This window comes from Desulfofundulus luciae (genome assembly GCF_030813795.1).
Lineage (GTDB): Bacteria > Bacillota > Desulfotomaculia > Desulfotomaculales > Desulfovirgulaceae > Desulfofundulus > Desulfofundulus luciae.
The window spans coordinates 94,074-108,278 of sequence record NZ_JAUSUX010000009.1 but is presented as its reverse complement, the minus strand read 5'-3'; the positions used below and the strand labels follow the sequence as shown (position 1 = coordinate 108,278).

21 protein-coding genes are annotated in these 14,205 nt (G+C 58.0%); all 21 read left to right on the top strand.

Annotated elements, in window-relative coordinates:
* The first annotated feature begins 295 nt into the window (after positions 1-295).
* The 21 genes from J2Z49_RS07355 (at position 296) to J2Z49_RS07260 (ending at position 14,182) form a co-directional block, all read left to right on the top strand.
* Complete coding sequence (locus J2Z49_RS07355) at positions 296-2,542, top strand: glycoside hydrolase family 78 protein (RefSeq protein ID WP_307401486.1); 2,247 nt, start codon at positions 296-298, stop codon at positions 2,540-2,542.
* A gap of 63 nt (positions 2,543-2,605) precedes the next feature.
* Positions 2,606-2,812, top strand: a complete 207-nt coding sequence (locus tag J2Z49_RS07350; RefSeq protein WP_307401484.1) for a hypothetical protein — start codon at positions 2,606-2,608, stop codon at positions 2,810-2,812.
* On the top strand, positions 2,799-3,116 hold the full coding sequence (locus J2Z49_RS07345; RefSeq protein WP_307401482.1) for a hypothetical protein: 318 nt from the start codon (positions 2,799-2,801) through the stop codon (positions 3,114-3,116). The genes J2Z49_RS07350 and J2Z49_RS07345 overlap by 14 nt, the downstream gene beginning before the upstream one ends.
* A gap of 76 nt (positions 3,117-3,192) precedes the next feature.
* Entirely contained in the window at positions 3,193-3,819 is a 627-nt protein-coding gene (locus J2Z49_RS07340) for an HD-GYP domain-containing protein (RefSeq protein WP_307401479.1), read from the top strand.
* Between the two features lie 111 nt (positions 3,820-3,930).
* A complete protein-coding gene (locus tag J2Z49_RS07335) occupies positions 3,931-4,908 on the top strand; it encodes a ParM/StbA family protein (protein ID WP_307401477.1) in 978 nt (325 codons plus the stop codon).
* A gap of 162 nt (positions 4,909-5,070) precedes the next feature.
* Entirely contained in the window at positions 5,071-5,334 is a 264-nt protein-coding gene (locus J2Z49_RS07330) for a hypothetical protein (RefSeq protein ID WP_307401474.1), read from the top strand.
* Positions 5,335-5,348: 14 nt separating this feature from the next.
* Positions 5,349-5,702 (top strand): hypothetical protein, encoded by a 354-nt coding sequence (locus J2Z49_RS07325; protein WP_307401473.1) that lies wholly within the window; start codon positions 5,349-5,351, stop codon positions 5,700-5,702.
* Complete coding sequence (locus J2Z49_RS07320) at positions 5,587-6,162, top strand: LNS2 domain-containing protein (RefSeq protein WP_307401471.1); 576 nt, start codon at positions 5,587-5,589, stop codon at positions 6,160-6,162. Before J2Z49_RS07325 ends, J2Z49_RS07320 begins: the two co-directional genes overlap by 116 nt.
* A gap of 4 nt (positions 6,163-6,166) precedes the next feature.
* Positions 6,167-8,569, top strand: coding sequence for a DNA topoisomerase III (locus J2Z49_RS07315; RefSeq protein ID WP_307401468.1), 2,403 nt, complete (start codon positions 6,167-6,169; stop codon positions 8,567-8,569).
* Positions 8,560-9,399: an RNA-binding protein gene (locus tag J2Z49_RS07310; RefSeq protein ID WP_307401464.1), complete on the top strand. Its 840-nt coding sequence runs from the start codon at positions 8,560-8,562 to the stop codon at positions 9,397-9,399. Before J2Z49_RS07315 ends, J2Z49_RS07310 begins: the two co-directional genes overlap by 10 nt.
* Positions 9,368-10,018, top strand: a complete 651-nt coding sequence (locus J2Z49_RS07305) for a hypothetical protein (RefSeq protein ID WP_307401461.1) — start codon at positions 9,368-9,370, stop codon at positions 10,016-10,018. The genes J2Z49_RS07310 and J2Z49_RS07305 overlap by 32 nt, the downstream gene beginning before the upstream one ends.
* An 873-nt stretch (positions 10,019-10,891) precedes the next feature.
* Positions 10,892-11,236, top strand: coding sequence for a DUF4258 domain-containing protein (locus J2Z49_RS07300; protein ID WP_307401459.1), 345 nt, complete (start codon positions 10,892-10,894; stop codon positions 11,234-11,236).
* Between the two features lie 16 nt (positions 11,237-11,252).
* Positions 11,253-11,531 carry a YgiT-type zinc finger protein gene (locus tag J2Z49_RS07295; RefSeq protein ID WP_307401456.1) on the top strand — a complete coding sequence of 93 codons (279 nt, stop codon included), beginning with the start codon at positions 11,253-11,255 and terminating at the stop codon, positions 11,529-11,531.
* Between the two features lie 105 nt (positions 11,532-11,636).
* A complete protein-coding gene (locus J2Z49_RS07290; RefSeq protein WP_307401453.1) occupies positions 11,637-12,209 on the top strand; it encodes a hypothetical protein in 573 nt (190 codons plus the stop codon).
* Positions 12,210-12,240: 31 nt separating this feature from the next.
* Positions 12,241-12,513 (top strand): hypothetical protein, encoded by a 273-nt coding sequence (locus J2Z49_RS07285; protein WP_307401450.1) that lies wholly within the window; start codon positions 12,241-12,243, stop codon positions 12,511-12,513.
* A gap of 47 nt (positions 12,514-12,560) precedes the next feature.
* On the top strand, positions 12,561-12,809 hold the full coding sequence (locus J2Z49_RS07280; protein ID WP_121452475.1) for a hypothetical protein: 249 nt from the start codon (positions 12,561-12,563) through the stop codon (positions 12,807-12,809).
* A complete protein-coding gene (locus J2Z49_RS14845; RefSeq protein ID WP_407650063.1) occupies positions 12,784-13,062 on the top strand; it encodes a type II toxin-antitoxin system RelE family toxin in 279 nt (92 codons plus the stop codon). The genes J2Z49_RS07280 and J2Z49_RS14845 overlap by 26 nt, the downstream gene beginning before the upstream one ends.
* Positions 13,063-13,242: 180 nt before the next feature.
* Positions 13,243-13,407, top strand: coding sequence for a hypothetical protein (locus tag J2Z49_RS07275; RefSeq protein ID WP_307401447.1), 165 nt, complete (start codon positions 13,243-13,245; stop codon positions 13,405-13,407).
* Between the two features lie 93 nt (positions 13,408-13,500).
* On the top strand, positions 13,501-13,680 hold the full coding sequence (locus J2Z49_RS07270) for a hypothetical protein (RefSeq protein ID WP_121450852.1): 180 nt from the start codon (positions 13,501-13,503) through the stop codon (positions 13,678-13,680).
* 78 nt (positions 13,681-13,758) lie between these two features.
* On the top strand, positions 13,759-13,992 hold the full coding sequence (locus J2Z49_RS07265; protein WP_307401443.1) for a hypothetical protein: 234 nt from the start codon (positions 13,759-13,761) through the stop codon (positions 13,990-13,992).
* Positions 13,985-14,182, top strand: a complete 198-nt coding sequence (locus J2Z49_RS07260) for a hypothetical protein (RefSeq protein WP_307401441.1) — start codon at positions 13,985-13,987, stop codon at positions 14,180-14,182. Before J2Z49_RS07265 ends, J2Z49_RS07260 begins: the two co-directional genes overlap by 8 nt.
* Positions 14,183-14,205: the final 23 nt, after the last annotated feature.

Genomic DNA, 14,205 nt, shown 5'->3' with positions numbered 1-14,205 from the left:
TCGTCTCATCAGGGGGATCAATGCTGGTTATTTTTGTTCTCCAGTGGGTCAATTTTATTTGCACAAAGTGGGTCAATTCTATTGACAATCAACACAAAATGTTATCCTTTGGAACCTTACAAGTGTCCGGTAGGTCTACTAATTACTTTCGGAATTACTTTTTTGTTTGGAGGTGTGGTATTTTCCTTGGTTGCAACTATAGTCTTCGGTTTTGTTCGCAGAGCAGGATAATTACTTAATTCGCTTAGAACAGTGAAATGCCTACTACTAAGAATACAAAGGAAGTTCGTCCAACATGAAAAACTTCAAATACCTGTTTTTTGCTATTGTTAGCTTGCTGGCCCTAGCCCTGGCCCTCTTTCCCCGCCCTTCCCCGGCAGCCACGGACTATACGATAAGCCCGACCGACACCCCGGGTACCATAGACACGTCCTCTACGTCAGCCACGGTGGACACGGCGAACCGGGAGATAAAGCTACCCCCGAAGCCCGTACCCGACCTGGTGGGATTCTGGGAGTCGGGGGAGTATGACTACGTGGTGCTCACCACCTCCGGGGTGAAGCACTATTCCTTCGACGGCACCCAGATGCGGGAGAACACCGTACTCAACGTTTCCGGGGTGAGCAACCCTCTGGCGGTGGCGGCCAGGGGCATCTACCCGGACGTGCTGGTGGCCGATTCAACCGGCCTGAAGCACTACTCCTTCACCGGCTCCGGCATGGCCTACAATCCTGCCCTTTCTGTGGCGGGGCTGACTGGTGTGCTGGCCGTGGGTGCGGCGGGCCAGTCAGAGGTGGCCGCCCTGGTGGGGGCCCAGGTCCAGCACTTCAGCTTCACCGGCTCGAACATGGCCAGGAACACCGTGCTGGAGCCTTCTGTGGCCCTGAGCAACCCCATTGACGTAGCACTGGCCTCCGGGGGATACGATACGGTGGTGCTGGAGCCGAACAGGGTGCGCTGGTTCAGCTTCAGCGGTTCGGGCATGGTGGAGAATCCTGCCCTGACTGTGACCGGGCTAATCAATCCGGTGGCTTTCGCGGTGGCTGATCCGCAGAACGGGTACGACGTGGCAATAGTAGACGGCACCCAGGTGAAGCACTATTCCTTCGACGGTACGACCCTCCGGTACAACGCGGCCCTCTCGGTCACTTCGGGCCTGACGAACCCCCGCGCCGTGGCCATAAGGCCGGGCTCTTACGACCGGATAATTGTTGACGGCAACCAGGTCAAATACTACCAGTGGAACGGCTCTTCGCTGGTGTACAACTCGTCCCTTTCCGTTACAGTCTCCGATATTTTGCAGAACGCGGGCTACCGTTCCCCGGCGGTGGCCGTTTCGAAAGCCTTTGACCCCGGCTACAACGTGACTCACGTTAGGGTGAGAGCCGCCCACGAGCTGCCGAACAACACTTCGGTAACCTGGTCCGTCACGGCGGACGGTACCAACTGGGTCAAGCGGTGGCGTGTTCGGGGTACGGCTTCGGGCACGGTGCTGGAAGTGTCTCCGGATAACGGGAACACGTGGAACCAGATAGGCACGGCAAACGATGCCCTGCCTTCGGTGGACAACAAACAGCTCTGGGTTTTGGTCAGTCCCGGCAGGGCGGTGAAGTGGAAGGCGGAGCTGGTCACTTCCGACACCAACGTTACCCCGAAAATAGCGACGAACCCGCGCGGGGGCGTGGCTGTAAGACTGGACACGGACAGCGCGCCGAACCCGCCAGTACCGCAGAGCTACGGCACGTGCTTTACCACGACGACACCTACCCTTTCGTGGACATTCTCTGACCCCGACCCCGGGGACAGCCAGAGTGCATACCAGGTCCAGATATTCCGGGCTTCGGACATGGCCCTGGTGCTGGACAGCGGTAAGGTGGCGAGCAGTAGCAACCAGTACACCGTACCTACAAGCACGGCACCGGACGTGCCCGGGCCGCTATGGGCTTCGGGAGCTTATTTGTTCAAATACCGTATCAAAGTATGGGACCAGGCCGGGGTTGAATCGCCCTGGTCGAACTGGGCGGATTTCTGCGTGAATGCTTTCGAGCGGCCCAGGGTGGCCCAGATCGTCAGCCCGCCGGCAGGTCAGGTTTCACCGGATCCGAAGAATCCGGCGACACACTTCGTCATTACCCAGGGGATGACGGCAAACCAGCTCCCGAAAGTCAAGGCCGGGGCGAAGGTGGTGCTTCTGGTTGATTCCGTAGGACCGCTGAACTCGGTGTCCTGGGCGTTCCCCTACACCGGGCCTCAGGGAAACAAGACGGCTACGGTGAATATTCCGGCGAAACTGCCGGACGGGATGAGCAACCCCATGTACCCGTCCGGCAACGCCGTGAACAGGTGGGCCGTGGAGTTCTGGACGGACCCGAGTCTGGCGGTTTGCCCGAGCGGGACGGTGGTGCGGATGCAACTTTCCGGTAACGGGGCGGCAGGAGCGGCGCAATTGAACGCGCCACCTTACGCTGAAGGAGTGGTTGTGACACAAGGGAGCATTTATGAAGATTGGTTCGTAGTACTGCAGGGGAGGGACACAAGCTGATGGAATCGGACGGCGCTGTTCTGCAAAAACTCGCTTCCTTGGCGCATCTCCGAAAACCCGAAGATGCGCTGGCACGCGGTGCGCCACCCGGAGTGTCCGGGGGACCTGGCGCTCTTTTTGGTGGACGATCCCGACCCCCAGGTACGGTTGGGAGCGCTGTGCAGGTTGGTTCTGTGCGGGGAAGTGGACCGCAATACGGCCGGGAGAATGGCGGGGCCGGGTGTGCAGTTCGATGCTTTGCTGGGTTTGTTCGGGAATGGGAAAAGGTAAATGTGTGGTGATATCTGTGGAGCATGTCCTGACCGAGCGCGAGCGGCAGTTAGCTGAGCTTTTCTTCCGGTGCCTCGTCCAGGCCAGTAAGTACGGGCCGGTAGACGTGGGCGCCTTCATCCACTCTTTCCGGGAATACCTGTACGGCAGTTTCGTGCCGCCGGATAGACAAAGACCCTTGAGGCAGTTCAGATGCCTTAATTGCGGCGTAGAGTTTTCCGCCGTGAAAGCGGACCGGCTGTTCTGTAATGCATCTTGCGCGGCTGCGTGGAACAGTAAAAACAGGGCCAGGAAAAGAGCATGAGGCCGGGTACCCCTTTTTCCGGGGGTGCCCGGCTTTCTCTCTTCTTTAAAGAACCTGAAGAAAGGTGGTCTCGTAAGTGCGCGCACTCATTCTTCATCGCCCGGGCTTGCCCGGGTGGCTGGCCGAGATGTTGAAGTACCAGGGGCCGAACAGGCTGGCCATGCAGATGCTGGCCTGGCACGAGACGCTGTATTATCACGCCATCGCCACGGCGGTGTGCGCCGAAGCTGTAGGCCGTGCACTAGGACTGCAGGAAAAAGAGCTAGAATGGCTTACCCAGGCGGCTTTCTTCCATGACTGCGGCAAGATTACCTGGCCTTCAGCGCTGGTAAGTAAAGCCTGTTTGAGCGACGATGACCGGAAGCTGGTTAACGCCCATCCTATAGCAGGGGAATATTACCTGCGGGAATACTGGCCTGACGTGCCGGATCCGGTGTGTCGTGTGGTCAGGGAACATCATGAGAGGCCGGACGGCTCCGGTTATCCGAACGGGCTGAGAAACGGGGAGACACACCCCCTGTCGGTGATAGTTGCTGCAGTGGAAGTCTTCACGGCACTTTTGGAACACCGGCCATACAGGGACAGGAGCTTTACGAAATCTGAAGCCCTGGCGGAACTGGAAAAACAGGGGTTTTCGGGGGAGGTGGTCCGAGTGCTGGCGGGCATAAGTAAGGTGGCGGTGGGGAAGGCAGTTGGTAAATAGATAATACTAGTGTTTTATACTAGTGTTATCGGTGTGGTAAAACGGGTGCTTTGAGAAATAGCGCGTTTAACGCGCTTTTTTTGTGACCATTTACCGAAAGGAGCTGGTTTTATGATAGCTATCGACGTGGGTTACAGCCATACCAAGGCCGTGTCTCCAGACCAACGGGTGCTTATACCTTCCGTGGTGGCCCCGCACCGCGAACTGCCGCTGGCTGAACTGTCCCGTAACTGCTCCGGCCACGTGGTTCAAATTCGCAGATTGAACGGCAATACCAGCGATACCAAAAAGTATTTCGTGGGCGAACTGGCCCTGCGGGAAGGCCAGGGGGCAACGTTTACCCTGGACCGTGAGAAATACAAACATCCCAACCACGACATCCTCGTACTGGCAGCCGCCCGGCTCCTGGAGGCCCGGGAGGGAGCTACCCTGGTGGTAGGGCTTCCCGTGGCCTACTACCGCCTGCAAAGGGACGAACTCCGCAGGCATCTGGAGGCCCTGCATGCGAAGGTGTCTGTAGACGACGGTCCCCTCGCCCGGGTCTCCTTCGGGAAGGTGGTGGTATATCCCCAGGGGGCCGGAGCGTTGCTGACGGCTTCCGACCTGCCGGATAACAGTCTGGTGTGCCTCGTAGACGTAGGCTACAAAACCACGGACTACGTGCTGGCCAGGGTGGCCGGTGGAAGAGTCGGCCCCGAAGGTGGCGGTTCTGTTGAGTACGGCGTCTTCCAGATGTATGAAGCTGTAGCAGCCGCCTTCGGGTCCACGACAGGGGCTCCTCTGGACATGAGCGTGGCAGCAGCCGTAGCCGCTCAGGGCAGGGTAACGTTCCGGGGCAGAGAGCTGGACCTGACGGCAGCGGTGAAGGCGGCCCGCGTCAATACCGCCCTGGCCATAGCCGACCGCGTGCTTGCGGCCCTGGGGCAAAAAGGGGACTTCGTGGCGAAGTTCTACCTGGCCGGCGGTGGGGCGAAAGCGCTACCGGAGCTGACGGATATGTTCCCGGCGGCCGAGATCCTGCCGGACCCGCAGTGGGCCAACGCGGAAGGATTTTTGAGGGTTGTAACCGGAACTCCCAAAGGTGCGTAAAATCCGGCTTTGAGGGCAATTTTTCGCTTCAGGTACCGGTACTCCTTTGTGGCGCTGATCGTCGCGGTCATTAAGTGCCGGAACCGGAGCGGGAAAAAGGGGTTTGAAGCCGCATGACACCTGGAAAAGAAGGTACCGGTACTCTTACAGGAGTGGTTCGTCGTGGCGAGGAATAAGACAAAGTATAAGCGGCTGGAATTGCGGCTGCCGGCTGACCACCCGCTGTTCCATTACCCTCCCGGCCAGCGGGCGGCCAGGGCGAGGGAACTTATCGACACGGCCATCCGTCTTGAGGAGCGGCTGTCGGAGATAGAGCGCCAACTGGCCGGGATTGCGCAAAAACTCACCGGTGGAGCGTGTACCAGCACCCGGAAAGTTCTCCAAAAGACCCTGGAGTTTGATGTGGAAGCATTCATGAACCTTTGAGCGAGGTGGTTTTCATGTTCGAACCCGCATACGTTCGCCTGGCGCGGGCAGTCGTGCTACAGGCTGTGAAAGACGCGGTTAACCCGATCAGGTTGAACGACCGCGACTATTCCGCCAGGCGTATCAAAGCCGACGCCCGGAAATTCATTCAGAAAGCGGCACTGGAGGACGGCTACGAGCATGGTATATTCGAGCTGGCGGGCGTGGACCCCCGGCGGGTCCTGGCCCACCTGGAAGAAAGGATGAAGACACATGTGGATAGCGGTAGACGTGGACAACACCGTGGCAAATACAAACCTGGAGCTGGTGCGCAGGTTCGGCGTGCCGCTGAACAAATACCCGGCGCCGCTACCGCCGGGGTTTTTTAGTACCCAGGAAGGCCTGAAACTTTTGCAACGGGCAGAGCCGTTCCCCCGCGCAGCCGAGACGCTGAAGACCCTGGCGGACCTCGGCTACCGCATCGCCTACATCAGCTCCCGCCCCGGGGACGCCCTTTTTCTCACCGTGCGCTGGCTGCAGAAACACGGTTTCCCTGCGGACCAGGTGCTGTGCGGCCTGGACAGGCAGGGGAAGATGGAGGTGGCCACGAAAGAACTGCAGGCCGTGGCGGTCTTTGAAGACGATCCGGTGCTCGCAGCGGCCCTGCTCAACAAGGTACCGGCGCTTTGGCTGAAAGACTGGCCGTACAACAGGAAGCTGCCCGCCGGGAAAGGCGCGAGATGGAACGCCGAAAGGGTGATCAGGTTCAGGGCCTGGAGCGAGGTGGAAAAGGCGGTGGTCACCAGCAACCCGGACCTTGCGGCCCTGATCGGCAAAAAGGGGGAATAGCGTTTTGCGCAAGCTGGTTATAGCCGAAAAACCGTCCGTCGCCCGCGACATTGCCTCCGCCCTGGGGAAATTCGCGCAAAAAGACGGCTACCTGGAGAACGACCGTCTGGTCATCTCCTGGGCTCTGGGCCACCTCCTGGAGCTGGCCGACGCGCACGAATACGACCCGGCCCTCGTCAAGTGGACTCTTGAGCAGCTTCCCATCCTTCCGGAGGAGTTCAAACTGCATCCGATCGGGGGGAGCACGAAGCAACTCAAGACCCTAAAGCAACTGCTCAATTCGGCGGACGTGGCGGAAGTAATCAACGCCTGTGACGCGGGGCGGGAGGGAGAACTGATCTTCCGCCGCATATACGAGTGGTGCGGCTGCAGAAAACCGGTCAAACGCCTGTGGCTTTCGGAGGCCACCCCCTCCGCAATCCGGGAGGCCTTCAAAAAACTCCGTGACGGCCGCGAACTGGACAACCTGGCAGCGGCGGCCAGGGCCCGGGCCGAAGCCGACTGGATCGTGGGGATCAACGCCACCCGGGCGTTTTCGGTGAAACACAAAACCCTGCTCTCCGTTGGCAGGGTGCAGACGCCCACCCTGGCCTTGGTGGTGCGGCGGGAAAGGGAAATCCGGGATTTCAAGCCGGAGACTTACTGGGAGGTCCGGGCCACCTTCCAGAAAAGCGGCGGGGCCACCTACCGGGGCAGGTGGTTCAGGGGTGGCGAGAACCGCATCAAAGAAAAATCACGGGCGGAGGAACTGGTACGGGCCGTCCTGGCCGCCGGTTCCGGCAGGGTGGCACAGGTTGAAAAACGCACCAAAACGGAAGCCCCACCCCTGCTCTTCAACCTGAACGACCTGCAGAAAGAAGCCAACCGGAAATACGGAATGACGGCCCAGAAGGTCCTGGACACGGCCCAATCTCTGTACGAGAAGCACAAACTGATCACCTACCCCAGGACCGACAGCCGCCATCTAACGGAGGCACTGGCGCGGGACACCCTGCAAAAGCGCCTGGCCGCCCTGGAAAAATGCCCGGAATACGGGGAACTGGTCCGCCGTATAAGGCCGGGGATGATGCCGGGCAAACGTCACATCGACGACGCCGGAGTCACGGACCACCACGCCATCATCCCCACGGACGTGACTCCGGACCCGGCGGCCCTCAACCCCGCGGAACGGCAGGTATATGATCTGGTGGTCCGGAGGTTCCTGGCCATGTTTTACCCCCCGGCAGTCTACGACGAAACCGCCGTGGTCACCGAAGTCGGAGGCGAGACTTTCAAATCCGGGGGCCGGGTCGAGATCGAGCCGGGCTGGAAAGCGGTATACGGGCCGGAAGAAAAGGAGGAAAAGGATGGGAAAGACGAAGACGGAGAATCACAACCGCTCCCGCCCCTGGCCGAAGGCGAGACGGTCGCTGTCGAAAAAGCGGGGGCCGTCGAGCAGCAGACGAAACCCCCGAAACGGTACACCGAAGCCACGCTTCTGGCGGCCATGGAAAATGCCGGCCGCCTGGTGGACGACAGGGAAATGGCCGAAACCCTCAAAGCCGCCGGCGGCATCGGCACCCCCGCCACCAGGGCGGCGATCATCGAAACGCTGATCAAGCGGGGATACATCGAGCGCCGCAAGAAAACCCTGGTGCCCACCCCGCGGGGCGAAGCACTGGTAGACCTGGTGCCGGAAAAACTGAAATCGGTGGAACTGACCGCTCAATGGGAAGACGGGCTGCGGCGTATAGAGGAGGGGCTGGATGATGCCCGGTTGTGGCTGGTTGGCCTCAAAAACTTCACGGTGGAGGTGGTGGCCATGGCAAAAGCACAGGAAGCAAATGGCGCGGTACATCAGAAGGAGGTGATAGGCAGGTGTCCTCTATGCGGACGTGACGTGCTGGAATATACCAAATCCTACGGCTGCAGCGGGTACAGAGATGGATGTAACTTTGCCATCTGGAAGGAAACCGCCGGAAAGAAGATTACGGCCAAACAGGCACAGGAGTTACTCCAAAAAGGCAGAACCGGCGTAATTAAGGGCTTCAAATCTAAAGCCGGCAAGAGTTTCGACGCCATATTGACCCTGGGGGAAGACGGCAAAGTCAACTTCGAATTTGCCGACCATGCAGGCCAGGCCCTGGGCAAATGTCCCCTCTGCGGCAAGGATGTCATCGAGGGGAAGAAGGGCTACGGCTGCGCGGGCTGGAAGGAAGGATGCAAATTCATCATCTGGAAAGAAATCGCCGGCAAAAAGATCACGGTCAGCCAGGCAAAAGAACTGCTCCGGAAAGGCAAAACCGGCGTCATCAAAGGTTTTAAATCCAAAGCCGGCAGGGAATTTGAAGCTATCCTGGTTTTGGGTGAAGACGGCAAGATAGAATTCGAGTTCAAAACCGACAGGGGGGATGATGTATGCGGATAGCTCCGGAAGGAACCAGCATAACGGAACTGGATCAATGGGATATTTTCTATGATGCCAAAGACCGGGACAGCGTCTTAAGCGCGGTCGTAACGTCCGTTGTGAGGCCGAAAACATTGAACGGATTATACTGGGAACTCAAATTTGAAGACGCGGACGGAGTGCGCGGCGTGGTGCCCTCATCCGAAACCGGGCTGCCCAGTGAAAGAACGATGAACTTTTTCGTCAATCAGAAAGTGAACGTCAAAATAAAAAGCATCGACAGGAAAAACGGCATTGTGGCCTGCACCCGGCGGGAAGTGGTCGAAGAGGCGATCAACCAGTTGCTGGGCACCCTCACCGAAGGCGAAGAAATTCCGGCCCTGGTGCGCTTTGTATCCAGAAGAGGCGTGGGGCTTGACATCGGCGGCGGCGTGATAGTTGAAGTGCCGTATCGAAATGCGGCCTATTCCAGATCGCTTCCCCTGGACGTGATATACAGGCCGGGGCAATTGATCAGGGTTACGGTTCAGGCCATAGACAAAGAAAAAAAAGATATACGGGTATCAATCAAAGACCCCTGGGAAAACGAAGAATTCAGCCGGGGCACCATCCTGACCGGCAGAGTTTTAAAAATTCGCGGCAGGGAAATGTTCGTTGAAGTCCGCCAGGGCTTGATCGGCCTGGCCGGCTATCCACTTAACAAAATGATTGAGGAAGGGGAACAATTGCCGTTTCAGGTTTTGTCTTTCGACAAGGTGGAAAGGAAACTGCACCTGGTCGTGCTGGACCCGGAACGCATACGGGGAAGGAGGGTGCGGCGTGAAAGGAGAATCAGGGAAGCAAAACGTTAACTACGCGAGGGGGATCTCAATAGGGGCGGCCCAGTACAAACGGGGGGACGGCGAATCAATCGACTTCACCGGCCGGGCCTTCGACCTGCTGGCCTGCCTTACTGAAGCCCAGGCGCTGACCACCGGCGCGGCCGCCACTGCTTTGGGTTGTTCCCGTCAAACGGCGGGTACGGCTTTTAACAGCCTCTGGTGGGCTGGAATGGCACGCTGGGTCAACGTATTTGCCGAAATAGGGCAATTCAAGGGGCAGTTCCGGCTCTGGCTTCCGGCTGACGCGAGGCCGCCGAAGGACGCCCAGGAAGCATGCCGCCTGGCGGCTCTTGGGCTTTTCTACGCCCTGGCGAAAAAAGAGGTACCCGGGTTCAAGTGGCGGGTGGTGAGAAACGGTAGGGGCGGCGCCGTGGCCGAAATGGAATTCACAGGCACTTCGGGTGCGGAAAAATGGGTAATTGATGCGCCCCGCCGGGGCGAAGACCCCCTCCCGCACGCCGATGTGTGCATCTTCCCGACTTTACGGGAGGGAAAAGACCTGGCACCGGCAGGAAAAATGTACACCGCGGACGAGGTGCTAATTGAGCCCGGTGAACTGAGGCATAAAATTTTTCAAAAAAACACTTGACAGAGGCCAAAAAGCTTGTTAAGTTTTGGGTTAAGATGAAAGACACAAATTTTTTACTCCTTGCCTATCGGGATGCCTTCTCCCGGTACGGATGGAAGCTCCGGAACGGCCGTCACGGCGATGAGCAGGCGGACACGTTGGCAAGAGAGGTCCTGCGAAAAGTCCCACGGCGATGAGCAGGGTGTACTCGCAGGATGGGGTGCCTCGGCGATGAGCAGCGCACTCCGTTTTCCCGGCGTCATGGCGATGAGCAGACGCGGGCGGTGGGACCCAGCCGTAAGAAACGGGCAAAACGGCACGACTGCAGGCGATGAGCGGCAGGATGCCTTGCCTGGCCGGAGCTGTATCCGGCCCCTGGGGTGAGCGGCGGAAGACCGCAGCGGCAGGAAGGTGGACTCTTCCGAAGGCAGCCGCACGACACCCCTTGTAAGCGAGCAGTCCCAAGCGCCACAGGCCGAAGCCGCCCAGCTTCAAGTGGCGTTGAGAGTGGGGGGTGGCCTCCCCGACACGAACCGGGCTAGCCGCCGGGAAACAGGAACGCCCAACCTGCGGCGGTGAAAAGAAACCGAGACGGGCTAAGCGCCGCGCGAAAGGCTGTGCCCCCGCCTGCGGCGTTAAGAGTTTGCAAGCCGATTGGCTTGCCTGGGGCGGAGTATCAGTAACATGTAAGGTGCCGGAACATGCACGCCGGGAGGCGTGCGGGAGAAAACGAAAATTTGGGAAGTGGAACACCTTGACGGGCAAGCAAAGTTACAGGCTTGGACGTTAAGGTGTTTCTTTGCTTTTAAAAGCCCCTGCGGGCGTTGAAAACGGGCGCCCGCGGGAGAAAAACCCGGGCGCTTCAATTTCGAAAGAAAGGAGGCAGCCCGGGAAGTGTATGACGGCAAAGAACGATGGCAGGAAGAAATGGTCCGCATTCGCCGTGCCCGTGTCCGGTTTTCCAGGCACTGCCGGAAGCGGATCAAAGCAAGAAGTATAACGGTGGAAGAAGTGTATAACGTTATAAATAACGGAGAGATCATCCAGGGCCATGCGCCGGGAATGTACGGAAGCAATCCGGACCCCGTGAGAGTGGTTATGGGTCGTGGGAACGGTGGTCGGATCCTCCATCTGGTCGTGGCGCTTCACGGGAAAACCGTAATACTGGATACAGTCTACGAACCGGACCCGGATATCTGGGAAGACGATCACCGGACTCTCAAATCGCCCCGGAAATAAAAGGAGATGCGATATCATGGAGAAGCTTGAGTTGTTCGGCATTTGTGCCGGGTGCTACTACGAGAACGCCGAACTTCGGTTTAAAGAAAAAACGCTGGTAAAAGACGGCGCAGCGCTTTGTCTCAAAAGAATCCCCTATTACTACTGCCCGCGCTGCGGAGAGGAAACTTACGATCTCGATGTCGAAGTTTTTGTGGAACGGGCAATAAAGAGGTTTACGGAAGGAAACGGAAAAGGCGAAACCATCGACGTTGGTAACCTGTTCTGCGTTCCTTCCGAGTCGGCAGTACGGTAAGGGATGCGAGTGTAAAGAGAAATTAAGGGCCGCCGGCCCGCAAAACCAATCATCATTTTCAAGGAGGTGATTGGGCGCGGGCCGGATGGCCCGTAGCCCGGAAGCATGAAGGAAATGCTGGTCAAGCTGGTTAAGGAAGTTAACGAGATACCGACGGTAATACGCGACATAATGGCTGCCAGGACGGACCTGAAAAAGAAACTTTCCCAGGGCGGGGACGAAGAAGCCCTCCGGGCCGTCAGGGACAACCTGGCAAACACCGACCGGGAACTCGAATGGCTGCGCTCCCGCCAGACGGCCGCTGTGGCGACCATCAACCTGCTGTCTGCGCTCATTGGTGCGGGCAGAGCGGACGACGCGCAGGCGGTGCTGGCGGCGCTGGTAAAAGGTGAGCAGAAATCGGCACAAGGAGACAAAAATGAATCCCGCAGGGGAAATAGCACAGATCAGGAAGAGCTGAAGGTTGATACTTTTGCCATTAAAGAGGTAAAGCCCGGAAAAAGTGAAAGTACCATCTGGGCGATTGGGGTTACCGGAGACGGTGCGGAATATAAGATCTGCGCCAAGAACGGTAACGGTCAGGCTCTGCTGGGTTCCTCGGGCAAACAAGCAAAGATTAAGTACCGGCCTATGGGCGACGACAAACTCTTCGCGGTAAGCGTCGAGATTGCCGGCTAGCCTCCGGAATGTTAAACTGGAGGTGGGGGCGGTGATAACCGTGGAAACCATGAAAGAAACAGCGGCTGCAGCCGAGCCGCCGGAACTACCCCCGCACTGGTTTCTCTACCTGGTGGAAAGAATGGACCGGATGGAGAACAACCTGCGGAGCGAATTCCGGGAAGAGTTTGGTGGCGTTAAGCAAGAAATTAACGGTTTAAGACAAGAACTGCACGGCATCTACCGCTGGTCAATCGGTCTTCTGATGACCATGCTGCTGGGATTCGGCGGCATCGTCGTCACGCTGGCGGTGACCTTGCGGTAGCCGAGTGTAAGGGAGAGCCGATGATAAATGAAAGAGGAGTGGTGAAGATGGTCTCTCCGAGATATAATGATCTCGGGGTGATTACCATGGCTATTGCGAGGGAGTATGTCAAGGCCCTTATCGACCGGTTGAGCGATGAACAGGTGCAGGCATTGTGGGTTATTCTTAACTCCATGGCCTGGCCAACTGAAAAGGTTTCACCGGAAGAAGCGGCTGAAATCGAAGAATCGTTTGCCGAAATAGATGCCGGTAAAGGCATAAAAGCCGAAGATGTCTGGAGGGAACTCGGTGTATGATATAATCTTTTCCCCCAAGGCTATTCGGCAACTCAAGTCTTTAGAAAGACAAGTACGTGAAAGAATTAAGATGGCGATTGAAAGAAACCTGCGGATGTTTCCACCCCAAGGTGATGTTCTTAAGCTGGAATACGCGGACAATCGCTTTAGGCTTCGGGTGGGTGACTGGCGTGTGACCTTCCGGTATCGGTTTGAAAACCAGGAGGTTCATATTGCCGAGGTAGTCCATCGGAGCAAAGCATACCGCAGGTAAGAAGATTGGAATACGGCCGTCAAGGCCAGAAAGAGGACGGAAAACGGGACATTCATGTTCCGACCGTCCTCTTTTGCTTTATTAAGGAAAACTTAATCACTCAGGCGGCCCGGCCCGCCTAACTCACTTCAGACAAGGAGGTGAGATGGGGGCGGGTCGCCGGGGGCCTGCCCCGAAAACATGGACAGAGCAGGGATGTACCAGTTGCTGGACTTAGTTATAGAAAGGCTCGTGGAGCTGGAGAAAGACTTGGCTGAGGAACTGGCCGCCGGTTACCCCTTCCGGGACAGCCTGGACGAGTTGAAAATCAGGCTGGTCGACTGGCGGGACAGCTTTCGGGAGTAAGGATATCGGGCCTCCCGGCCCAAACCGTTCTCAAGAAAGGAGAAATGGGGCGGGACGTAACGCCCGCCCCGTAAGAGGAAGGGGGAAGATAAAATGTCCCTTGCAGAAAGGCGGTCTCCCTCCGACCCGGCACCAGACTGGGTCGATCAGACTTACGGGCAGAGAGTGTCTAGCGCACTTATGACCCTTAAACTTTTTGGTTTCCTGAGTGAAGAGGAGGCAGTTATTATAGCTGCCAAAATTGATGAATGGATTGCGAAGAATACAAAGTAAGCTAACTGGGCCTTCCGGCCCAAACCATTTCCAGAAAGGAGGGAATGGGGCGGGCCGGAAGGGTCCGCCCTGGAGAGAATGAAATTTGAGAGGGTTAAGCCGGGGGTGCTGTTCCGCACCCCGTGGCACAAGGACCGCCTGTTCTATAAAGTCCCACACCCCCAGCCCTGGGAAGACGCTGGTCCCTGCCACGCGTGCGGCACCATTGCCGTATGGAACGCAAGAGCAGTGGAGACCGACCGCCTGGTGCACTTCTGCCGGGGTGAGGAAGTCATCCCGGTGAAGGTGGAAGGGGGAAGGGGAAATGGCTAAGACCGAGTATTTGCAGGGCGACGACGCGCAGCGGCTACTTAAAAAGGGCTACTGCGAAGCCTGCCTGCGCCAGGCCAGGGAATGGGCTAGGCCAGACCGCTTTGGGGGTTGCCTGGTCCACGGTGATTACGACAGCCGGGGCAACCTGACAGGCTTCCTTTGCCCGGATTGCGCAGAGGCGGAAAGGTAAACTGACCGGGCCACCGGCCCGCA